At 60.6% G+C, this 22,036-nt stretch carries 21 protein-coding genes; 5 read left to right on the top strand and 16 right to left on the bottom strand.

Translation table 11 applies throughout. From position 1 onward, the window contains the following. Positions 1–2: 2 nt before the first annotated feature. On the bottom strand, positions 3–782 hold the full coding sequence (locus ACYBHZ_RS05840; protein WP_460273304.1) for a DUF1223 domain-containing protein: 780 nt from the start codon (positions 780–782) through the stop codon (positions 3–5). Between the two features lie 334 nt (positions 783–1,116). Here ACYBHZ_RS05840 and acnA point away from each other — a divergent pair, with 334 nt between their 5' ends. Continuing rightward, complete coding sequence (gene acnA / locus ACYBHZ_RS05835; RefSeq protein ID WP_460273303.1) at positions 1,117–3,864, top strand: aconitate hydratase AcnA; 2,748 nt, start codon at positions 1,117–1,119, stop codon at positions 3,862–3,864. Positions 3,865–3,979: 115 nt separating this feature from the next. Then, a complete protein-coding gene (locus ACYBHZ_RS05830) occupies positions 3,980–4,711 on the top strand; it encodes a tetratricopeptide repeat protein (protein ID WP_460273302.1) in 732 nt (243 codons plus the stop codon). A gap of 26 nt (positions 4,712–4,737) precedes the next feature. On the opposite strand, the gene ACYBHZ_RS05825 is transcribed toward ACYBHZ_RS05830, so the two are convergent. The 3 genes from ACYBHZ_RS05825 to arsC form a co-directional block, all read right to left on the bottom strand. Continuing rightward, positions 4,738–5,535, bottom strand: a complete 798-nt coding sequence (locus ACYBHZ_RS05825) for a heme-dependent oxidative N-demethylase family protein (RefSeq protein WP_460273301.1) — start codon at positions 5,533–5,535, stop codon at positions 4,738–4,740. A gap of 81 nt (positions 5,536–5,616) precedes the next feature. Continuing rightward, positions 5,617–6,234, bottom strand: coding sequence for a flavin reductase family protein (locus ACYBHZ_RS05820; RefSeq protein WP_460273300.1), 618 nt, complete (start codon positions 6,232–6,234; stop codon positions 5,617–5,619). A gap of 97 nt (positions 6,235–6,331) precedes the next feature. Then, positions 6,332–6,673, bottom strand: a complete 342-nt coding sequence (arsC, locus tag ACYBHZ_RS05815; RefSeq protein ID WP_460273299.1) for an arsenate reductase (glutaredoxin) — start codon at positions 6,671–6,673, stop codon at positions 6,332–6,334. Positions 6,674–7,101: 428 nt separating this feature from the next. Here arsC and ACYBHZ_RS05810 point away from each other — a divergent pair, with 428 nt between their 5' ends. Then, a complete protein-coding gene (locus ACYBHZ_RS05810; protein WP_460273298.1) occupies positions 7,102–8,379 on the top strand; it encodes an O-acetylhomoserine aminocarboxypropyltransferase/cysteine synthase family protein in 1,278 nt (425 codons plus the stop codon). A 202-nt stretch (positions 8,380–8,581) separates the two neighbouring features. Here the strand turns inward: ACYBHZ_RS05810 and ACYBHZ_RS05805 are convergent, their stop codons facing one another. The 9 genes from ACYBHZ_RS05805 to ACYBHZ_RS05765 all read right to left on the bottom strand — a co-directional run bounded on the left by ACYBHZ_RS05805 (position 8,582) and on the right by ACYBHZ_RS05765 (position 15,404). Continuing rightward, positions 8,582–9,121, bottom strand: coding sequence for a DsbE family thiol:disulfide interchange protein (locus ACYBHZ_RS05805; RefSeq protein ID WP_460273297.1), 540 nt, complete (start codon positions 9,119–9,121; stop codon positions 8,582–8,584). Next, positions 9,114–9,269, bottom strand: a complete 156-nt coding sequence (ccmD, locus tag ACYBHZ_RS05800) for a heme exporter protein CcmD (RefSeq protein WP_066709038.1) — start codon at positions 9,267–9,269, stop codon at positions 9,114–9,116. The genes ACYBHZ_RS05805 and ccmD overlap by 8 nt, the downstream gene beginning before the upstream one ends. Beyond that, entirely contained in the window at positions 9,266–10,012 is a 747-nt protein-coding gene (locus tag ACYBHZ_RS05795; RefSeq protein ID WP_460273296.1) for a heme ABC transporter permease, read from the bottom strand. Before ACYBHZ_RS05795 ends, ccmD begins: the two co-directional genes overlap by 4 nt. A gap of 59 nt (positions 10,013–10,071) precedes the next feature. Further along, positions 10,072–10,728, bottom strand: coding sequence for a heme exporter protein CcmB (gene ccmB, locus ACYBHZ_RS05790; protein WP_460273295.1), 657 nt, complete (start codon positions 10,726–10,728; stop codon positions 10,072–10,074). After that, positions 10,725–11,357 (bottom strand): heme ABC exporter ATP-binding protein CcmA, encoded by a 633-nt coding sequence (gene ccmA, locus ACYBHZ_RS05785; protein WP_460273294.1) that lies wholly within the window; start codon positions 11,355–11,357, stop codon positions 10,725–10,727. The genes ccmB and ccmA overlap by 4 nt, the downstream gene beginning before the upstream one ends. A gap of 44 nt (positions 11,358–11,401) precedes the next feature. Continuing rightward, positions 11,402–11,755: an Mth938-like domain-containing protein gene (locus ACYBHZ_RS05780; protein ID WP_460273293.1), complete on the bottom strand. Its 354-nt coding sequence runs from the start codon at positions 11,753–11,755 to the stop codon at positions 11,402–11,404. Between the two features lie 80 nt (positions 11,756–11,835). Further along, a complete protein-coding gene (secD, locus tag ACYBHZ_RS05775; RefSeq protein WP_460273292.1) occupies positions 11,836–14,463 on the bottom strand; it encodes a protein translocase subunit SecD in 2,628 nt (875 codons plus the stop codon). A gap of 75 nt (positions 14,464–14,538) precedes the next feature. After that, on the bottom strand, positions 14,539–14,871 hold the full coding sequence (gene yajC, locus ACYBHZ_RS05770) for a preprotein translocase subunit YajC (RefSeq protein WP_460273291.1): 333 nt from the start codon (positions 14,869–14,871) through the stop codon (positions 14,539–14,541). A 134-nt stretch (positions 14,872–15,005) separates the two neighbouring features. Further along, the gene (locus ACYBHZ_RS05765) at positions 15,006–15,404 is read right to left on the bottom strand and encodes a VOC family protein (protein WP_460273290.1); all 399 of its coding nucleotides are present in this window, start codon (positions 15,402–15,404) and stop codon (positions 15,006–15,008) included. 155 nt (positions 15,405–15,559) lie between these two features. Here ACYBHZ_RS05765 and serS point away from each other — a divergent pair, with 155 nt between their 5' ends. Together serS and ACYBHZ_RS05755 are read left to right on the top strand one after the other, a co-directional pair. Further along, positions 15,560–16,852 (top strand): serine--tRNA ligase, encoded by a 1,293-nt coding sequence (gene serS, locus ACYBHZ_RS05760; RefSeq protein WP_460273289.1) that lies wholly within the window; start codon positions 15,560–15,562, stop codon positions 16,850–16,852. An 87-nt stretch (positions 16,853–16,939) separates the two neighbouring features. Beyond that, positions 16,940–17,653 carry a hypothetical protein gene (locus ACYBHZ_RS05755; protein WP_460273288.1) on the top strand — a complete coding sequence of 238 codons (714 nt, stop codon included), beginning with the start codon at positions 16,940–16,942 and terminating at the stop codon, positions 17,651–17,653. On the opposite strand, the gene ACYBHZ_RS05750 is transcribed toward ACYBHZ_RS05755, so the two are convergent. Genes ACYBHZ_RS05750 through uvrA form a run of 3 tightly spaced genes read right to left on the bottom strand, consistent with a single transcriptional unit; the run spans position 17,628 to position 21,824 of the window. Beyond that, positions 17,628–18,554: a patatin-like phospholipase family protein gene (locus tag ACYBHZ_RS05750; protein ID WP_460273287.1), complete on the bottom strand. Its 927-nt coding sequence runs from the start codon at positions 18,552–18,554 to the stop codon at positions 17,628–17,630. The two genes, ACYBHZ_RS05755 and ACYBHZ_RS05750, sit on opposite strands and share 26 nt — an antisense overlap. Next, entirely contained in the window at positions 18,514–18,957 is a 444-nt protein-coding gene (locus tag ACYBHZ_RS05745) for an NUDIX hydrolase (protein WP_460273285.1), read from the bottom strand. Before ACYBHZ_RS05745 ends, ACYBHZ_RS05750 begins: the two co-directional genes overlap by 41 nt. Then, positions 18,954–21,824: an excinuclease ABC subunit UvrA gene (gene uvrA / locus ACYBHZ_RS05740; RefSeq protein ID WP_460273284.1), complete on the bottom strand. Its 2,871-nt coding sequence runs from the start codon at positions 21,822–21,824 to the stop codon at positions 18,954–18,956. The genes ACYBHZ_RS05745 and uvrA overlap by 4 nt, the downstream gene beginning before the upstream one ends. Positions 21,825–22,036: the final 212 nt, after the last annotated feature.

The following is a 22,036-nucleotide window of genomic DNA, read 5'->3' as shown; positions in this document are numbered from 1 at the left end:
GCTCACTCGACGCGTGCGGCAGCGAGGATCGGGCCGGGACCACCCGGCGTTGCGGCCTGAAGGATCACCGCGATATGATCCTCCCCGACGGCCTCTGTACTCAGAGCCAAGGGGGCGCGACCATCCCAATCCGTCAACGGACGCCAATCGGTCACCACATTGCTGTAATCGACAACCCGCCCGGCATTTTCGCCGCGTTCAATCTCAACCCGCTGATGCGGGTCATACCGCACGATTTGCAAACGCATGTTCGGGGGCAGCGGGCCTTCCGGTACGGCTGTGATCGACACACGCTCACCATCGCGGGCGACCGAAAGATCGACCGGTGCGGCGGGCGCGCTCATGTGGCGCAGCACCATATCGGCGAGACGCATGGGTTTGGCCCCAACGAGAAATTCAGAGCCCTGTACGATGATCTGCGGCGTGTAGATCGTGCGTTTGCCAATGGCATGGGCATAGGATTTCTGGCGCATCGTGAATTGCGGCTGCGCGAAGTCGTCACGCCAACCGATATAGTCCCAGTAATCGACATGCAAAGACAGCGGCAAGACGCCCGGACGGGTCGCCAGCTCGGTCATCATGGCATCGGCCGGGGGACAGGAGGAGCAGCCCTGAGAGGTGAAAAGCTCCACCACGACAAGCGATTTTCGAGCCGGTTCTTGCCCTGTTTGGGCGGCGACAGGGGCCGTGCTAAATCCAAAAGACAGACATGCGGCGACCAGCCCCCCGGCGAATGCGCGGGCGGAACGAAAATGGGTCAAGGCTGCCAGAATCTGTGTCATGGTTGCTCCCTTTGTTGCACTACAGGTGTAAGCCGCCTGCCCCCTTGAGACCAATCAATGATTTGCGAGCCGCTGTTACAAAGCACGCTATCCATGCAACAATATCACGGTCGCGGGCCATCTTCCCGCCCTCGGAAACAACTGGTGCGCTCAGCACGCCTCACCGGATTAAAGCCCCACCAGTCGCGGCCTCTTTTGCCGGAATGTGCAGCACGGCACACTAAATTGTGTACCACTGTATACAAAAAATCGCAGCAGCCCCTTGAAGGACTCAGTGAAAAGCGGCACATACAGAAGCAGCAAAACCCTGTTCATAACTTAGGGAGGCCACCCAATGACTGTTGTAGTCGGTCAAGACACTGCCAAAACGCGCCGCGAACTCGCGGTGAACGGCAAGAAAATCGCTTATTATTCAATTCCCGCAGCACAGGACGCCGGTTTCGGCGACTTCTCGAAGCTGCCTGCATCCTTGAAAGTCGTTCTTGAGAACATTCTTCGCTTTGAAGACGGTGGATTTTCCGTCTCCACAGACGACATCAAAGCCTTCGCCGAATGGGGCGCTCAGGGCGGGAAGAACCCGCGCGAGATCGCCTATCGCCCGGCCCGTGTTCTGATGCAGGACTTCACCGGCGTTCCCGCCGTTGTGGACCTCGCCGCGATGCGCGACGGCATCTTGGGCCTTGGCGGTGACGCCGAAAAGATCAACCCGCTGGTGCCTGTCGATCTTGTGATCGACCACTCGGTGATGATCGACGAATTCGGCAACCCGCGCGCGTTCCAGATGAACGTCGACCGCGAATATGAACGCAATATGGAGCGCTATCAGTTCCTCAAATGGGGCCAGACCGCATTTGAAAACTTCCGCGTCGTGCCGCCGGGAACCGGCATCTGTCACCAGGTGAACGTCGAATATCTGGCGCAGACCGTCTGGACCGACACGGACCAAGACGGCGTTGAAGTCGCCTATCCCGACACGCTCGTCGGCACCGACAGCCACACCACCATGGTCAACGGGCTTGCGGTTCTCGGCTGGGGCGTTGGCGGGATCGAAGCCGAAGCCGCCATGCTCGGCCAGCCGATCTCCATGCTGATCCCCGAGGTCGTGGGTTTCAAACTCACCGGCGAAATGGTCGAAGGCACCACCGGCACCGACCTCGTGCTAAAAGTCGTGGAAATGCTCCGCGCCCACGGTGTTGTCGGCAAATTCGTCGAATTCTACGGCGACGGGCTCGACAAACTGCCGCTCGCGCAGCGTGCGACGATTGCCAACATGGCACCGGAATATGGCGCGACCTGTGGCTTCTTCCCGATTGATGCGGAAACCCTGCGCTATCTCGAACAGACTGGCCGCGACAAAGATCGTACCGCGCTTGTCGAAGCCTATGCGAAAGAAAACGGCTTCTGGCGCGGTGCGGATTACGATCCGATCTATTCGTCCACCCTGCATCTCGACATGGGCACCATCGTTCCGGCCATCTCCGGCCCGAAACGCCCGCAGGACTATGTTGCGCTGACCTCTGCGGCCTCCGCCTTTGCGAAAGTCGTTGCCGATTACCGCGGCATCGACGTCTCGGACGCCGCGAAAGACATGCTTGAAGAAGGTCCGGCAGCCACCAAATCCGTCGAGATCAAGAAATCCCAAGCCGTCAAAGGCAAGGATTTCGACCTGCATGACGGTTCCGTCGTGATCGCCTCAATCACGTCCTGCACCAACACCTCGAACCCCTATGTGATGATCGGCGCAGGTCTCGTTGCCCGCAAAGCGCGCGCACTTGGCCTGAACCGCAAGCCTTGGGTAAAAACCTCCCTCGCGCCCGGCTCGCAAGTCGTGACCGAATATCTTGAGGCGGCTGGCCTGCAAGAAGACCTCGACGCCATCGGGTTCAACCTCGTGGGCTATGGCTGTACGACCTGTATCGGCAACTCCGGTCCCATCGCGCCCGAGTTCTCCGAGGCCATTGCAGAGGGCGATCTGATCGCCACCTCCGTGCTCTCGGGCAACCGCAACTTCGAAGGTCGGATTTCGCCGGACGTGCGCGCCAACTACCTTGCCTCCCCGCCCCTCGTCGTGGCCTATGCAATCGCAGGTGACATGAACATCGACCTGTCCTCCGAGCCGATCGGTCAGGACAAGGACGGCAATGACGTCTTCCTGAAAGACATCTGGCCGACCAATGAGGAAATCGCGGAACTGGTGGACAAAACCGTGACCCGCGAAGCCTTCCTCAAGAAATACGCCGATGTGTTCAAAGGCGATGAGAAATGGCAGGGCGTCGAAGTCTCCGGCGGCGAAACCTACGACTGGCCGCCAGAGTCGACCTACATCCAGAACCCGCCCTATTTCCAAGGCATGTCTTCGGAAAAAGGCTCCATCAAAAACATCGAAGGCGCGAAAGTGCTTTTGATCCTCGGCGACATGGTCACCACCGACCACATTTCGCCTGCGGGCTCGTTCAAGGAAAGCACCCCTGCGGGGAAATTCCTCACCGAGCACGGTGTGCCTGTGCGCGAGTTCAACTCCTACGGCTCGCGCCGCGGCAACCACGAGATCATGATGCGCGGCACCTTCGCCAACATCCGCATCAAGAACGAGATGCTCGACGGGGTCGAAGGCGGCTACACCAAAGGCCCGGATGGCGCACAGACCTCCGTGTTCGAAGCCTCGATGGCCTACCAAGAGGCGGGCACGCCTCTGGTGGTCTTCGGCGGCGAACAATACGGCGCTGGCTCGTCGCGGGACTGGGCCGCGAAGGGCACCGCGCTTTTGGGCGTCAAAGCCGTGATCGCGGAAAGCTTCGAACGTATCCACCGCTCCAACCTCGTGGGCATGGGCGTGGTTCCGTTCGAATTCACCGGCGGCGACACCCGCAAAACGCTGGGCCTCAAGGGCGATGAAACCGTCACCATTCTGGGCCTCGACACGGTGAAACCGCTTGAGACGCTCGACTGTGCGATCACCTATGGCGATGGTTCGACCAAAACCATCAAGGTCAAGTGCCGCATCGATACCGCACCGGAGATCGAATATATCGAAAACGGCGGCGTGCTGCATTACGTGCTGCGTAACCTCGCGAAATCGTAAGCAAAACGCCCAGAGATGATGCGAAAGCCCCGTGGCAACACGGGGCTTTTGTTTTGAGTGTTTGCACATGCGAAAAGCGCCGCTACGGTATTTTTGACCAACAGGAGTATGTGCGATGCGATGGCAGATCGGGCTTGTTGCCCTCGGACTGGGTCTTATGAGCCAAGGCGCCGTCGCCTTCACATATGATTATGATCTCGAAAGCGAACAGGCCTGCCGGATGCTCAACGCCAATAAGGCGCCGCAAGAGACCATCGCGACCTGCACCACAGCCTTTGAAAAGAACCAAGACCCCGACCTGCGCGCCATGGCGCTCACCCAGCGCGGGGTGGCCTATCGCCAGCTTGGTCAAAACGGTAAATCGCTCAAGGATTTGCGCGCGGCCAAGCGGTTGGACGCCAAGCCGAACACGCTTCGGATGCTCGCCTGGACATGGCATGAGCTGGGCTATGACAAGACCGCCGAATGGATTTACACGCGCGTGTTGAAACAGGATGACGCCGCGCAGGGCTGGTTGTCGCGCTGTGTCGTGCGGATTGATCTGGAGAAGAACGCAGAGGCCGCCGAGGATTGCCACGCCGCCCTCTCGCGTGATCCCGCAAGCGAAGATGCCGCCTATTTCGGCTCACTGGCTCTGATAAATCTCGACCGCCCGGCGGACGCGTTGGACATGGCGAACGCGGGTCTGGCGCATCATGACAGCGCACGGTTACATCTGCAAAAGGCAATGGCCTTGGCGCTCACCGGACAGATCGAGGCCTCTCGCACATATGCCAGCGCCGAACAGGCGCGATTCCCGGCAGAGCCGGGGTTCGGCAAGCTTTTGATCGTGCTCGAAGACTACTAACGCCTTGAAACCACGCCGGTTTGCCCTCAATCGGCAAGCCGGATCGGACGTTCCTCCAAGGCCGCCGCCTGCTCAGGTGTCAGCGACGCAGGCTCCACCACTTGCGTGTGGATGGTAAAGGCCACCGCGCGCGTTTCAGGCAGGCGCACAAGGCTTTGGCGCTCAACCCGGATGTATTTCGACGTGCTCATTCCGTGGCGCAACTCGCCCTCTGAGCGCGGATCGCACAAATGCGCATCCGAGCGCGACGCCGTGCCCCGCATCAGCCCCCGCCCCACCTGCACGCCGTTCATCATCCGTTGCACACGGGCGGCGAGATCGGGGGTGTAGACCTCAATCGGTTTGTGAATACGCAACATCGGTTTCATGAATTTCTGCGGCAGACGCCAGCCAGACGGGAAACACAGCACCCCGCCGGTGAGTACGCTTTCATCGGTCTCGCCGGAGGGATCGGGCTGCATCAGACAGATGTCACATTGCAAAAGCCGCCCCATCATGTGCATCGGCTGGTCGCGATCCAGCGGAACGGTGACGCCATCGGGGCGCGTGATCTCTGTGTCCGACAGATCGAACCCGAGCCCCGGCAACAGCTCAAGAAGCATGTCGAACAGTTCAAGCGCCGCCGGACGGGCGCTCTCGTCGAGGGCGACGACCTCCTCAGGCGTCTTTGAGATCAACCGATCACGCAGCGCCATTTGCGCCGCATAGGCCGTGTCAATTTCAAGCCAATCGGTCAGCTCGAACGGGATCACCCCAGGCAGCCGCGCCGTGCGCGGGTCCGCCCATGGGGCAAAGCTCAATTTTGTCTGTAGAATCGGGTCCATGGAGAGAATGCTGCGTCGGTTTTCAGGACGCGAAAAGGGGCCAGATCGGCGCATCCTTGAGACCAGCTATGTAACCCGCATTTACCCTTTGAAAATGTCGTCCAGCGGCGGTGCGGTGAGCGTAAATTGATCATCCGAGCCCACATACTGATCACCATGCAGACGCGCGATTGGCTGATACACCTCCGGATTCACGTAGCGGCCCTGAGAGTCGAGGCAATCGCGGCGGACATGCATATGGACGACCTCACCAATGGCGAGCACTCTATTGGGCCAATCGATCAACCGTTCGGTCCGACACTCAAAAACACAGGCCGCGTCCTTAATGCGCGGCGCGGCGATGGCGGTGCAGGCTTCGGTCTCGACACCCGCAAGCTCCAACTCATCGACGCCCGTCGGCACGGACAGACCCGCAATCAACATGGTTCCAGACAAGGCCATATCGACCATGTGAATGGCGAACTCGCCCGTGCGCCGGATGTTGGCGGCGGTGTCTTTCTCCTGCCCCGGCTTGGAAGCAATGCCCAGCACCAAAAGCGGCGGGTCTGACGACATCACGTTGAAAAAGCTCATCGGCGCGGCGTTAAACGATCCGTCCGGATTCACCGTCGTCACCAGCGCGATGGGCCGTGGTCCGACGAAATTGGTCAGCAAACGATAACGATCGCGCGCGGGGAGTTTGGTGAAGTCGAAATGCATTTTCTCTCGTCAGGCTGATGGAACCCGATCACAGAAGCAGAAGGCGGTGCGAAAGGCAATCAGCCGAAGCCGCCCCCGCTTCGCTTTCTAGGTGGGCTCACAACACCGATTGCACGGCTTCCGGCGGCCGCCCCAAAGCGACGCCTTTTTCGGTCTCCACAACGGGCCGTTCCATCAAACGGGGGTGGCTTGCGATGGCGTCCAGAATGGCGTCCGGATCGGATTTTGTGGTGACCCCCAATTCCTTCGCCTCGGCCTCTTTCGCCCGCAAAAATGCGCTGACCGGCAGGCCCGAACGGCTCACAAACTCCGCGAGTTTTTCGCGCGAGACAGGAGTCTCAAGATACAACACAACCTCCGGTGTAAACCCTTGAGATTCTAACAACTTTAGAGTTTCGCGTGATTTCGAGCAGCGTGGATTGTGATAGATTCGAACCATGATTTACCTCTGTTTGGCCCCGTTTTTGTGCTTCAAATGGGCCGTAAGTTGCTCAGAACAAAGCCGAAACAGAATGTTTCCAGCGCATACATGTAAAAGTGATGTTTGATTAACTCATATCGCTTATTACTCGCGGCATGAAATGGTTCTTTGACGATATCCCACTTCCGGCAACCGAACTCTTGCTGCTCATGGCTTTTTTCATCCTCATGGCGATGAATGGCTGAGACAGGGCTTTAGAGCCGTTGCTTCTCAATGGGGTTGCTTCTCAATGGGGATGCCCGTCACTCTCATGCCCTTGCCCTCTAAGATTGCCGCTCTCTGACCCTGGATGAGCGTAGCTCATCATCTTCCTGAAAACTCTAACAGTTGAATGGGGCCTGCCCCGGGCGTATCCTCTTAGGGATTTTGCGATTGGGGAGGACACAATGTCCGATAAGAAACAAGGCTTTGACACCATTCAAGTACACGCAGGGACCGCACCGGACCCGGCCACGGGCGCGCGTCAGGTGCCGATTTACCAGACCACCGCCTATGTGTTCAAAGACGCCGACCACGCCGCGCGGCTCTTCAACCTCGAAGAGGTCGGCTATATTTACTCGCGCCTGACCAACCCCACCGTTGCCGCCCTGCAAAACCGCGTCGCAGCGCTTGAAGGCGGCGTCGGCGCGGTTTGTTGCTCCACCGGCCATGCGGCGCAGATCATGGCGCTTTTCCCGCTGATGGCACCGGGCAAGAACATCGTCGCCTCCACCCGGCTTTACGGCGGCACACTCACGCAATTCACCCAGACCTTCAAACGCTTCGGCTGGTCCGCGACATTTGTCGATTTCGACGATTTCGACGCCGTGCGCGACGCCATTGACGAGAATACGCAGGCCATTTTCTGCGAAAGCCTTGCCAACCCGTCAGGCGCAATCATGGACCTCGACGCGCTGGCCGAGATTGCAAATACCGCAAGCATTCCGTTGATCGTCGACAACACCTCCGCGACGCCATACCTGTGCCGCCCTATTGAGCATGGCGCGACCATCGTCGTGCATTCGATGACGAAATTCCTCACGGGCAACGGCACGGTGATGGGCGGCGCGGTGATCGACAGCGGCAAGTTCGACTGGGCCGCCTCCGGCAAATTCCCCTCGCTGTCCGAACCGGAACCCGCCTATCACGGGCTGAATTTCCAAGAGACCTTTGGCGCGTTGGCCTTCACCATCCACGGCATCGCCGTCGGCCTGCGCGATCTTGGCATGACGCTCAACCCGCAGGCGGCGCATTACACGTTGATGGGGATCGAGACCCTGTCGCTGCGCATGCAGAAACACGTGCAAAACGCGCGCGAGATTGCCAACTGGCTCGAAGGCGACGACCGGATCGAGGCGGTGACCTATTCCGGCCTGCCCTCCTCGCCCTATTACGACCGCATGACGCGCATCTGTCCGCGCGGCGCCGGGGCGCTGTTCACCGTGGCGCTGAAGGGTGGCTATGATGCCTGTGTTGAAACAGTCTCGAAGCTTGAGCTGTTCTCCCATGTGGCGAACCTCGGCGACACCCGCTCTCTGATCATTCACCCCGCCTCGACGACACACCGTCAATTGGCGCCGGAGGAGCAGGTCAAAGCGGGCGCGGGTCCGAACATCCTGCGCCTGTCTATCGGGATTGAGGACGCGAACGATCTGATCGCCGATCTGGATCAGGCTTTGAGCTAAACACCTCGCAGCATCAAAAATGCAAAACCCGCCGAGTTCCGGCGGGTTTTTCTTTGGCTGGCCGCAAAGCTTCGTTCAGACACCAAACAAAGTTCGCATTGCGATCCCGTCCTCAGGCGTTAACCTTAATCAGATTAACCTTAACGCCGATCCGGATGGCGATCGGCGCGCACAAGCTTACCGTCAGACCACAAGGGACGGATCACTCCGCCGCCTTGGCAAGCTCCGGCTTGATGTATTTCTCTGCAATCTCTGCGGTGATCGGGCCGGCGAAACGGTAGGCGATCTTGCCCTCACCGTCGATGATATAGGTCTCCGGCACCCCGTAGACGCCCCATTCAAGCGCCGTGCGGCCCGGCTCATCCTGTGCAATCGCCGCATAGGGATTGCCCAACTCACCGAGGAATTTCAGCGCGTTGGCCGCCTCGTCCTTGTAGTTGATGCCATAGATCGTCACGCCTTCATCGGCCAAGACCTCAAGCTGCGGATGCTCGACCCGGCAGGGCGCACACCACGAGGCCCAGTAGTTCACCAGTTTGACCTTGCCATCGCGCAGCATGTCGTCGCTCAAAGCCGGCAGGTCGCCCAGAGGCGTCACTTTGGTGATGGACGGCGCGTCGCGACCGATCTGGGAGCTGGGTAATTGCTGAGCATCTTCGCGCCCCATGCCGAACATGAAAAGGCCCGCGAGCCCCGCGAAAAACACCAGCGGCAGGGCCACAAGAGGATTGATCTTAGCCATGATTGCGGCGCTCCTCGGCCTCTTTCAACAGACGTTTCATTTTCGCAGAGCGCGCCAGAGAGCGCCAGATGAGCGCGGCCAGAAGCAACAGCGTCACCCCGTAGGCCATCAAGACATCGCCCGCATATTTCCCAAGATCCGGCATCATTGCTGCGCCCTTTCCCGCATTTCCAAAGCGTGCAGACGCCGCGCCCGGATTTCCGTCCGGGTGCGCAAAAGCACAAGCGTGATGAACAACAGGACAAAGCCCGCAATCGCCACAAGAGCCGGATACCAATAGACGTCAGCGACATTTTCCTTGGCATCCAGAGAGAGTGAAGCGCCCTGGTGAAGCCCTTGATTCCAAAAGAGAACAGCATAGCGGGAGAGGATCGCAAAGACCGAACCCACAAGGCAGAGCACAGAGGTCAGATCGGCCGCCGTGTCCGGGTTATCGATGGCCTCCCAAAGCGCCATATAGCCGAGATAGAACAGCAAAAGGATCAAAAACGAGGTCAGCCGCGGATCCCATTCCCAATATGTCCCCCACATCGGCTTGCCCCAGATCGCCCCGGTGAACAGCGCAATCAGCGTCATGGTCATCCCAATCGCGGCAGCGGATTTCGCAGCCAGAGCGGAGACATGGTGCCGCCGCACGATCCAGATCAGCGAGGCGACAAGCATCATCGCCCAGATGTTGATCGCCATCATCGCGGAGGGCACATGGATGTAGAAAATCTTGACCGTCGCGCCTTGGCGATAGTCATCGGGGGTGAAGAAAAAGCCCCAGATCAGTCCGAAGGTGAAAATCACCGCCGCCAGCACCGCGAAATACGGCAGTGCCCGGTCGGTCCACCACATGAACTTGCGTGGATTGGCCCATTCCCAAAAGGCGTTCCAATTGATGGCCATAAGCTGTCTTCTCCCCAATAATCCGCGCCAGCTTAGGGGCAAGCGCGGTGATCCTCAACTCACCTTAAAGCGACACGAATGGCGGCCGCTGCGGCAAAGGGCAGCAAGGCCACGGCCCCTGCCGTGATCCCCGCCTGCATCGCCAAAGGCGTGCCGACGAGAAAGCCCCCGGCCCCGCGCCGCACCACTTCTGCGCCGAAAATCAGTGTCGGAATGTAGAGCGGTAGCACGAGAAGGCTGAGCAGCAGCCCGCCGCGTTTCAGCCCCACGGTCAAGGCCGCCCCGAAGGCCCCGATAAAGGACAGCGCGGGCGTGCCGATCAGAAGCGTCACGATCAGCCAGCGGTAAGCGGCGCTGTCGAGATGCAGCAGAAAGCCAAGCGCGGGCGCAGCGATCACCAGAGGCAGGCCGGTGGTGATCCAATGGGCGAAGGCCTTCATCGCCACGACGCCTTCAAGCGGGATCGGTGCGGTGGCGAGCAAATCGAGAGAACCGTCCTCGAAATCCAGCGCAAAAATCCGGTCTAAAGACAGGAGGCAGGCAAGCAAAGCCCCGACCCAGAGGATACCCGGCGCGATGGATTGCAGCATCTCCCGGTTCGGGCCCACGCCGAAGGGCACAAGGGTCACGAGGATCAGGAAGAAGCCGAGGCCAAGCCCGAACCCACCGCCGGACCGAAAGGCCAGTGTAATGTCACGCCAAAACAGCCGGATCATAGGAAACTCTCGTCAAAGCTCGTGTCGAAATCATTGCGCACCACATCCATGCGCGCCTTGAAGGGCGTCACATCGAAGACGGTTTCCTCAAAGCCGAGGTGAATATGGGTGGCGATCACCGCCGCCCCACCCGCATCGACATGGGCTTTCACCGCATTGCCAAACAGCTCGACTGAGGCCACATCAAGCGACACGGTCGGCTCGTCCAAGACCCAGACCGGACGCCCCGTCACCATCAGCCGCGCAAGGCCGAGACGGCGCTTTTGACCGGCGGAGAGGTTCCCGGCGGGACGATCACGCAGGGCTTTGAGATTGAAATCCCGGAGCGCGGGCGCGATGTCATGACCGCCATAGACCCCGGCCCAGAAGGTCAGGTTTTCTGTGACGCTCAGCGTCGCTTTCAGGCCATCGGCATGGGCGGCATAGGCCACTGCATCGGGGGCGGCCTCCACGGTTCCGGCATAGGGCGGCTGAAGCCGCGCCAGCGTGCGCAGCAGCGTCGTTTTACCAATGCCGTTCGGCCCCCGCAGCACAAGGATCTCCCCCGGCGAAACGGTGAAATTCAGCCCTTCCAGGACCGGCATGCCGCCGCGTGCGACGGTGAGATCATTCACGGAAATCAAACTCATGGGCGCCTGTTTATCGAGATTCGGAAATAATGATCTGACACGGATCAAACCGGCAGCAAAGCCACCGCGACACGGCGCCCCTCGGACGCCAAGACGTTATAGGTCCGCGCCGCCGAGGGCGTCGCCATATGCTCAAGGCCCAGACCGGCCTCATCCAAAGGCGCGCGGAAGTCTTTCGGCAGATGGGTCATCTCCGGCCCGGTGCCGACGATCACCACATCGACCTGCGCACGGATGTCCATCAGCGCCTCTGTGTCGCTGTATCCACCCCAAGGGATCACCCGATCCCCGCAGATCAGCACAGCGCCTTCATAGGCCTTGCCTGCGACCCGGAACATGTTCGGACCATAGCCATCGACCGGCACGGCGTCCTCGAACGGCATCTCATTGAATTGCATGGGGCCCTCCCTTGGCAAAAAGGCCCGCGACACGCGCGAGCCTCTTCATTGCAGTCAAAATACTCGAACCGAGCCGCGCGTCAAACCGCACTGCCATCGGCTTGAATGCCTTTTGCCGGTTCTTTCTTGTCCCAATCGCGTTTGACGCCGAGCCACAACAGGATGTTGGAGGCGACGAACACCGACGACCATGTCCCGACCACGACACCGAGGGTCATCGCGAAGACGAAGCCACGGATCACATCGCCGCCCAGTACCAGAAGCGCGATCAGCGCGATCAGCGTGGTGCCGGAGGTCATCACCGTCCGCGACAGCGTCTCATTGATCGACATGTTCAGAACGCCAGCCAGATCGAGTTTCTTGTATTTGCGCAGGTTCTCACGCACCCGGTCGAAGACGACCACGGTGTCGTTGAGCGAATAACCCACGATGGTCAGAAGCGCCGCGATGATGGTCAGGTCGAACTGGATGCCGAAGAGCGCGAAGACCCCGATGGTGATCGCCACGTCATGCACAAGCGCCACCACGGCCCCCAAAGCGAACTGCCATTCGAACCGCAGCCAGATGTAGAACAGCACGGCGACGATCGCGGCGGCAACGGCCTCGACCGCGGTCCAGATCAATTCGCCCGACACTTTCGGACCAACGGATTCGACGCTGGGGAAGATGATCGTCGGATCGACCGATTTCAGCGCGCTTTCAACGGCATCGACGGTTTCTGGCGTGATCGCCTCGACATCGTCCTGCGCCTGAATGCGCACTTGGGCGACGTGTTGGTTCTCTGCGAAATTCGGATCATAGACTTCGGTGATCGACACATCGCCAAGACCCAGCGTCGAGAGCGCGGCACGATATTCGCCGACATCCACGGCGGATTCGGACTGGGTCCGGATCGTTGTGCCCCCCTTGAAGTCGATGCCGAAATTGAGCCCCAGCGAAATGAAGGACACCAGCGCCACCACGACCATCACGGCCGACAAGCCGAAGGTGATCTTGGAGCGTTTGAAGAAATCGATCGCAGTGTCGGCGGGCACGAGATGCACGCCTTTGAGCGTCCAGCCCTTGCGGTTCTTGCGGCCGTACCACATCACGACCATCGCCCGCGTCACGTAGATCGCGGTGAAGACGGAGGTGATCAGACCCAGAGCCAGCGTCACGGCAAAGCCTTTCACCGGGCCGGAGCCCATGACGAAGAGGATCGCAGCGGTGATGAAGGTGGTGATGTTGGCGTCCACAATGGCAGAGAGCGCTTTTTCATAGCCAAGTTCGATGGCGCGGCCCGTGGATTTCGAGTTTTTCAACTCTTCACGGATGCGCTCGAAAATCAGCACATTGGCGTCCACGGCCATACCGACCGTCAGCACGATCCCCGCGATCCCCGGCAGCGTCAGTGTTGCGCCGATGGTGGACAAAAGCCCGAACAAAAGCCCGACATTGATGATCAGCGCGATGTTGGCGAAGAGGCCGAACAGCCCGTAAGCCGCAGCCATAAAGATCAGCACGGCGGCAAAGGCAACCGTGGTCGCGACCTTACCCGCCTCGATGCTGTCGGCACCGAGCTCCGGCCCGATGGTGCGTTCTTCGAGGAAGTTGATCTTGGCCGGAAGCGCACCGGCACGGAGCAGCACGGCCAGTTCTGTCGATTCCTCGACAGAGAAAGAGCCGGTGATCTGGCCCGACCCGCCTCGGATCGCATCTTGAATACGCGGCGCGGAAATGACTTCGTTATCGAGCACGATGGCAAACAGCGCGCCGACATTGGCCGCCGTGTAATCGCCGAACTTGCGCGCGCCCGTCGGGTTGAAGCGGAAGGTGACAGAAGGCCGTCCGTTCTGGTCAAAGGCGGGCTGGCTATCCGTCAGCTCGTCGCCGGACACCACGGCGGTCTGTTCGAGAATATAGTAAACGCCCGGCTCATTGACCGACGCCGCGAGGAAGTTGCGCGCGCCCGGCGCTTCATTCGGGTTGGTCGTGCGTCCGACAACCGGGTTGAAGGTCAGTTTCGCGGTGGTGCCGATCAGCGATTTCAGCTCGTCGGCAGACCCGATCCCCGGCACTTCGATCAGCACACGGTCATCGCCCTGACGCTGGATCGTCGGCTCGCGGGTGCCGACCTCGTCCACACGGCGACGGATGATCTCGAGCGATTGCTGCATGGTGCGGTCATCCGTTGCGGCTTTTTCCGCCTCGGAGAGCTGCACGGTGATCACGTCATCGGTGGCGGAGACATCAATGTCCTTCTCGCCCGCCGCCGTCAGCGACACCACAGCCGTGCCAAGTTTGCGCACGGAGGCCAGCGCGGTTTCCATGCCCTCGGGTTTCGAGATGCGCACCCGCAGCTGCCCGTCCGGGGCGTCGATGCGGCGAATCGTGCCGACCGTGTCACGCTCATCACGCAGCGCATCGCGCACATCCGGCCAAAGCGCATCCATGCGGGAGGCATAAACGTCAGAGACCTGCACCTCGCCGAGCAAATGCGCCCCGCCCCGCAGGTCGAGCCCGAGGTTCACCAAGGAGGACGGCAGGAAAGACGGCCAGGCATCGCGCGCCGCAGCCCGCTCCGCCGTTTCGCCCGACTTCTCAATCGCGGCAATGGCGTCGTTATGCCCCTCCACACGGGGATAGAACGCATTGGGCAGCGCGGCGAGAAGACCGAGGGCCACAAGCCCCCAGATGACGATCCGTTTCCAGAGAGGCATTTGCAACATGAGAATGTCCTGAGACGTCTTTATAAATGGGAAAGGCCCGCATCTATGGCGGGCCTTGGAAGCTTGCGCGGGCGATCAGGCGTCCGCTGCGGGTTCGGTTTTGGAAACCACGTTGGTGAGAGTCGCTTTCTGGACTTTCACTTTCACGCCTTCGGCGATCTCAACCTCGACAAAACCGTCTTCGCGCACTTTCGACACTTTGCCGAGGATGCCGCCAGCGGTCACGACCTCGTCACCGCGACGCACGGCTTCGATCATCGCCTTGTGCTGCTTCATTTTCTTCTGCTGCGGACGGATCATCAGGAAATACATGATCGCGAAGATCAGGATCAGCGGAAGAAACGACATAATCGGGTTGGGGGCGCCAGCGGCACCTGCGGCCTGCGCATAGGCGGGGGTCACGAACATCTGTTGGTCCTCTGTGTCACTGGGGACGGCCCCTCGCCACCCCCTAAAGTCGCCGCGCACCCTATAGGCGCTCTCAGGCCTTGTCCAGCCAAGCCCGCCCCGTTGTTTCGGGTACTCACGCAGCTGTTAAAAGCTTACTTAAACCGCCCGCCGCGCTCGATCACTTCGATCTTGTAGCCGTCCGGGTCGGTGATGAAAAAGAACTTCGCCACCCGCGTCCCAGCCGGGGCGAAATCGACGATATGTCCGGGCGTGAGACCGGCGGCCTCCATCCGGGCATGCTCGGCCTCAAGATCGCTCACGGAAACAGCGAAATGGCCGTAGCCATTGCCCAGATCGTAAGGCTCTTTCGTGTCCTTGTTGATGGTCAGCTCCAGTTCAAACTCGGAAAGCGGGTTCGACATGTAGATCAGCGCGAAATCCGGAAAATCGAGCTTCTCCGCCACGGCCAGCCCAAACGCCGCCTCATAAAACGCTACTGAACGCGCCTCGTCTAAGACGCGGATACAGGAGTGAATGGCTTTGGCGGTCATGGCGGTGGTCCTCGGTTGCTCTTTTGCAGATACATGTGGCCATCCTGCGCCAAGAGCAAGGGGGCAAGGCCGATTCACCGAAATCCCCCTTCCCTCCTCTCTCCCCCTGTTGCATAACCGCGCCGAAACCAACCCACCAACCGAGGACCAGACCGATGCATGACATCAAGGCCATTCGCGAAAACCCCGAAGCGTTCGACGCTGCTATGAGCCGCAGAGGCTTGTCCGGGGTATCTTCCGGCCTGCTGGCCCTCGACGCCGACCGCCGGGCCAAGATTGCTGCGGCAGAAGAGGCCAAGGCGGAACAGAACAAAGCGTCCAAACTCGTGGGCGCGGCCAAGGCCAAAGGCGACGAGGCGGAGTTCGAACGTCTGCGCGCGCTTGTGGCCGACAAAAAGGCCGAGATCGCCCGTCTCAATGACGAAGCGAAAGAAGAAGACGCGCGTCTTGCCGACATGCTGATGTCGCTCCCGAACGTGCTTTATGATGACGTGCCGGTCGGTGCGGACGAGGACGACAATGTCGAGTTCCACCGCTGGGGCACGCCGCGCACATTCGATTTCACACCGAAAGAGCATTACGAGCTTGAAGGCGTTAAAGCGGGCATGGATTTCGAGGCGGGCGCCAAGATTTCCGGTGCGCGTTTTGTCGTGCTCAAGGGCGCGGTCGCCCGTATTCACCGGGCGCTGGCGCAGTTCATGCTCGACACCCATGTCGACAAGCACGGTCTGTCCGAGGCGATCACCCCGGTGATCGTGCGCGAGGAGATGATGTACGGCACCGGCCAATTGCCGAAATTCGGCGAGGACAGCTACAAGACCACCAACGGCTGGTGGCTGATCCCGACCGCTGAGGTGACGCTGACCAACCTCGTCAATGGCGAAACCGTCGAAGAAACCGCCCTGCCGATGCGCTACGCCGCCCATACGCAATGTTTCCGCTCGGAAGCGGGCTCTGCGGGCCGCGACACCGCCGGGATGCTGCGCCAGCACCAGTTCGAGAAGGTCGAAATGGTCTCCATCGTCCACCCGGACGAGAGCGAGGCCGAGCATGCCCGCATGACCGAACAGGCGCAGAACATTCTCGAAGCGCTGAACCTGCCTTACCGCACCATCAAGCTTTGCGACGGCGACATGGGCTTTGGCATGAAACGCACCCATGACCTCGAAGTCTGGCTTCCCGGTCAGGACAAATATCGCGAGATTTCCTCCGTCTCGACCGCTGGCGATTATCAGGCCCGCCGCATGAACGCCCGGTTCAAACCCAAGGACGGCGGCAAGCCGGAATTCGTCCACACGCTGAACGGCTCCGGCCTCGCGGTTGGCCGCTGCCTCATCGCGGTGCTGGAGAACGGTCAGAACGCCGACGGATCCGTCACCCTGCCCGACGCGCTGTCGCATTATCTGGGCGGCAAGCTGACGCTGACCGCAGACGGCACGCTGATCTAAGCTCCTTTGCTGAAAAATACTCAATCGAAACGGCGCCCTTTGCGGCGCCGTTTTTCGTTCTATATCTGCGGCATGGACCAAAATCGCATGACCGCCCTCCTCACCCTTCTCGCCGCGCTGGCCTTTGCCATCGCGGGGCCCCTTCTGGCCCCTGACTTTAGGGGCTACGACCCGAACGCCTTCCCCATCCCGCAGGGCGACGCGCCCGTGGGTCCGGCAGGCTATGCGTTCTCAATCTGGGGCGTCATCTATCTCTGGCTCATCGTCTCCGCCGCTTTTGGCCTCGTCAAACGGGCGGACGCACCCGACTGGGTGCCGATGCGCCCGCCGCTGCTCCTCGCTTTGGTGATCGGCACGCCTTGGCTGACCATCGCCACGATGAACCCGGTGATCGCGACCGTGATGATTTTTCTGATGTTGGTGCTGGCGATGATCGCGATGGTGCGCGCGCCTGTGCTTGATCCTTGGCTCGCCCGCATGCCCGTCGCGCTGTTCGCAGGCTGGCTGACCGCCGCCTCCTTTGCCTCACTGGGCTATATCGGCGCGGGCTATGGCGTCGTCATGGGCGATGTCGGCTGGGCCTATCTCTGCCTCGTCGGCGCGCTGGTCGTCGCGATTTACGGCACGCGCCTGCGCCCCGACGCGCCGTTCTATCCGCTCGGCACGGCTTGGGCCTTGATCGCCATCGTGGTGAAAAACTGGGGCAGCGAATGGGGCGTCGCAACGCTCGCCGGGCTTGGCGCGCTGGTCTTGCTGGGACTGAGCGCCAAGGCTCTCACCCGACAGAACACACCCGCTTGAGCAGCGCTTCATGATCGCGGACCATGCGGAACCCGTCTGAGATGGCCTTTTTCGCCTCGTGGAAATCCAGCACCGTCATATCCGACAGCTCCGCCGACAGCATGACCTGCGGCGGCTCCCCCGCCATCCGCGCACGGCGGATGTGATCGGTCATGATGTCGATTGAGACGGAAAGCACGTCGAGATAGCCCGGCGCGGGCGGTGTATCCGGGGTTGAAGCTGTCGGCCAAAGCCCCTTCAGCGCCTCCGGCAAACGCTCCTGAAATGCGGCAAGACTTGCGCTCCCCGTCTTCGGCTCCGGCGCATCCCAGAGCATGCCATCGAGCCGGGCGTTCGGGTTCACCGCGATGATCACATCCGCCCCCATCGCCCGCGCCAAGGACACTGGGACAGGGTTCACCATGCCGCCATCCAAGAGCCATTTATCCTGATGATAAAGCGGCGAAATGATCCCCGGCAAAGCGGCAGAGGCGCGCACGGCCATGTTCAACGGCCCGTCTTGCAACCACACCTCGCGCCCGGTTTCCAGATCGGTGGCGACGGCGGCGAAATCGTGATCCAACTCCTCGATCCGCTCCGGCAGGCCGAGCTTTTCCATCAGGCTCATGATCTCGCGCGCCTCGACCAGACCGCCGCCGGAAAACCGCAGATCGACCAGCGACAGGAAAGAGCGCCGCGTGATCGAACGCGCCCAGTCTTCAAGCGCATCGAGACGCCCGCCCGCATAGGCCGCGCCGGCCAGAGCGCCCATGGAGCAGCCCGCGATGACATCCGGGCGAATGCCGATCTCGTGCAGCGCGCGCATCACGCCGATATGGCAATAGCCACGCGCGCCCCCGGAGCCGAGGGCCAAGCCGATTTTAGGACGTTTGCCCGAATGTTTGCCCGGATGTTTGACCACGGATCTCTCCTTCCAGCGCCTTTTGAGCAACCTGAGTGACATTCTGGGACAAAACCCGCGTCGTGGTCAAAAGATCATCGAGGCTCATCCAATCCAGCGCCGCCGCGTCATCGGCGGCCATGGCCTCCCCGGACACATAGTGACAGGCCACGGCCATCAGGAGGAAATGATGGTCCGGCAGGATCAGCTCGACATGATCGATCACCTCACCCGGCTTCGCAACCACGCCGGTTTCCTCGAAAAGCTCCCGCACAGCCGCCTCCGCCAGCGTTTCGCCAAACTCCACATGCCCGCCCGGAAAACCCCATGAGCCGCGCGCGGGGGCTTTGCCGCGCTCGACCATCAGGAATTTTCCGTCCTTCCGGCACACCGCAAGAACCGCAAGTTTCGGTCTGCCGCTCATTCCGCAACCTGCCGTTTGGCGGAGCGTTCCAAGAGCGGTTTGAGATATTTCCCGGTGTGGGAGACCTCGACCGCCGCCACCTCTTCGGGCGTGCCCGTCGCAACGATCCGGCCACCGCCATCGCCGCCTTCCGGGCCGATATCGATGAGATGATCGGCGGTCTTGATCACGTCGAGATTGTGTTCGATGACAACGACCGAATTGCCCTGATCGACCAGCTCGTGCAGCACTTCGAGAAGCTTGCGCACATCCTCGAAATGCAGACCCGTGGTCGGCTCATCGAGGATATAAAGCGTCCGGCCCGTCGAGCGTTTTGACAGCTCTTTCGACAGTTTCACCCGCTGCGCCTCGCCGCCCGAGAGCGTCGTCGCCTGCTGCCCGACCTTGATATAGCCAAGCCCCACACGCATCAGCGCATCCATTTTCTCGCGGATCGAGGGCACGGCTTTGAAGAACTCCTGCGCATCCTCGACCGTCATGTCGAGCACGTCCGCGATGGATTTGCCCTTGAACTGAACTTCAAGCGTTTCGCGATTGTAGCGCTTGCCGTGACAGGTTTCGCATTCCACGTAAACGTCTGGCAGGAAATGCATTTCGATCTTGATCACCCCGTCGCCCTGGCAGGCTTCACAGCGCCCGCCTTTGACGTTGAAGGAGAAGCGCCCCGGTTTATACCCGCGCGCTTTCGCCTCCGGCAGCCCCGCGAACCAGTCGCGGATCGGGGTAAACGCGCCCGTATAGGTCGCCGGGTTCGACCGCGGCGTGCGGCCGATGGGGCGTTGGTCGATGTCGATCACCTTGTCGAGATGCTCGAAGCCCTTGATCGTCTCACAGGGCGCGGGCGTTTCCCGCGCGCCGTTCAGTTTCATCGCGGCGTTCTTATAGAGCGTCTCGATGGTGAGCGTGGACTTGCCCCCGCCCGACACGCCGGTGACGGCAACGAATTTGCCCAGCGGAAACTCGGCTGTGACCTCCTTGAGGTTGTTGCCCGTGGCCTTCACCACTTTGAGCATCTTGCCATTGCCTTTACGGCGCTCAGAGGGCACGGCGATTTCGCGCGTGCCGACAAGATACTGCCCGGTGATCGAGGCCGGGTCATTCTCGATCTCTTCCGGCGTCCCCTTAGCGACGACCACGCCGCCATGCACCCCGGCGCCGGGGCCCATATCGAAGACATAATCGGCCTCGCGGATCATGTCTTCGTCATGTTCCACAACCACGACCGTATTGCCCTGATCGCGCAGGTTCTTCAGCGTGCCGATCAGCCGGTCGTTGTCGCGTTGGTGCAGGCCGATGGAGGGTTCATCGAGCACGTAAAGCACGCCCTGAAGACCGGAGCCGATTTGCGAGGCGAGGCGAATACGCTGGCTTTCCCCGCCCGACAGGGTGCCTGCGTTGCGCGACATGGTCAGATATTCGAGGCCGACATTGTTCAGGAAGCCAAGGCGCTCGCGGATTTCCTTGACGATGGCGCGGGCGATCTCCTGTTTCTGCGGGCTGAGCGTGTCCATGACACCATCGATCCAGAGATAGGCCTCCCGGATGGACTTTTGCACCACCTGCCCGACATGCAGCCCGGCAATTTTCACCGCCAGAGCCTCTTCGCGCAGGCGATAGCCGTGGCAGTGACCACAGGGGCGGTTGTTCTGGTAGCGCTCGAATTCCTCACGCACCCAATTGCTGTCGGTCTCGCGGTAGCGCCGTTCCATGTTGGGGATCACCCCCTCGAAGGTGCGCTCGATCTCATAGACCCGACCGCCATCATCATAGCGGAACGGGATCTCTTCTTCGCCGGAGCCGTAGAGAAAGACCTTCTGGATTTTCGGATCGATGTTCTTCCACGGGGTCGAGGGTTTGAACCCGTAATGTTTCGCAAGCGCTTCAATGGTTTGCAGGAAGTACGGCGTCTTGCCCTTGCGCCAGGGCGCGATTGCTCCGTCGGCGATCTTGAGGGCTGCATCCGGCACCACGAGACGTTCGTCAAAGAACAGCTCAACCCCCAAACCGTCACAATGCGGACAGGCTCCGAAGGGCGCGTTGAAGGAGAAGAGACGCGGTTCGATTTCCGGAATGGTGAAGCCGGACACGGGACAGGCGAAGTTTTCGGAGAAGGTGATACGCTCCGGTTCGCCCTCGCCTTCGCGCGGCGCGGTCTCAAGGATCGCGATCCCGTCAGCAAGATCAAGCGCCGTGCGCAAACTGTCCGCCAGCCGGATCTCAAGCCCCTCGCGCACCACGATCCGGTCCACCACCACATCGATATTGTGACGGAATTTCTTGTCGAGAGTGGGCGGCTCATCGAGGTCGTAAAATTCCCCATCCACCTTCACACGCTGGAAGCCCTGCTTGCGCAGTTCCAGAAATTCCTTGCGATATTCGCCCTTCCGATCCCGCACAATCGGCGCGAGGAGATAGCTGCGCGTGCCCTCCTCCAACCGCATGGTGATGTCCACCATGTCCTGTACCTGCTGCGCCTCGATGGGCAGGCCGGTGGCGGGAGAGTAAGGCGTGCCAGCGCGGGCAAACAGAAGACGCAGATAGTCGTAAATCTCCGTCACCGTGCCGACGGTGGAACGCGGGTTTTTCGAGGTGGTCTTTTGCTCGATGGAAATCGCGGGCGAGAGGCCGGAAATGTGGTCCACATCCGGCTTGCCCATCATGTCGAGGAACTGGCGCGCATAGGCGGACAGGCTTTCGACATAGCGGCGCTGGCCCTCTGCATAGATCGTGTCGAACGCGAGCGAGGATTTGCCCGACCCGGACAGGCCGGTGATCACCACCAGCTCGTCGCGCGGGATGTCCACATCCACATTCTTGAGGTTATGCTCGCGCGCGCCGCGCACTTCGATGAATTTCAACTCGGCCATTGAGGGCACCCCACTCGGATTCATGCTGACATATCTAGTAGAGCCGCGCGCGTGATCCAACAGGAAATTGAGAACATATCAAGAACGAGCGCAGGAAGTGCTTGGATTTTCACCGATCACGGCTTTGGGACAGGTTCCCTGCCCTTTTCGGTGATTTCGTCACAGACGCCCCATTGACCTCCGCCTAGAAGAAGAGCAATCACAAAATCGAA

It is taken from the genome of Celeribacter sp. ULVN23_4 (genome assembly GCF_054788345.1).
Note: the sequence above shows the minus strand (reverse complement) of the source record. Positions and strands in the feature narration are given on the sequence as shown.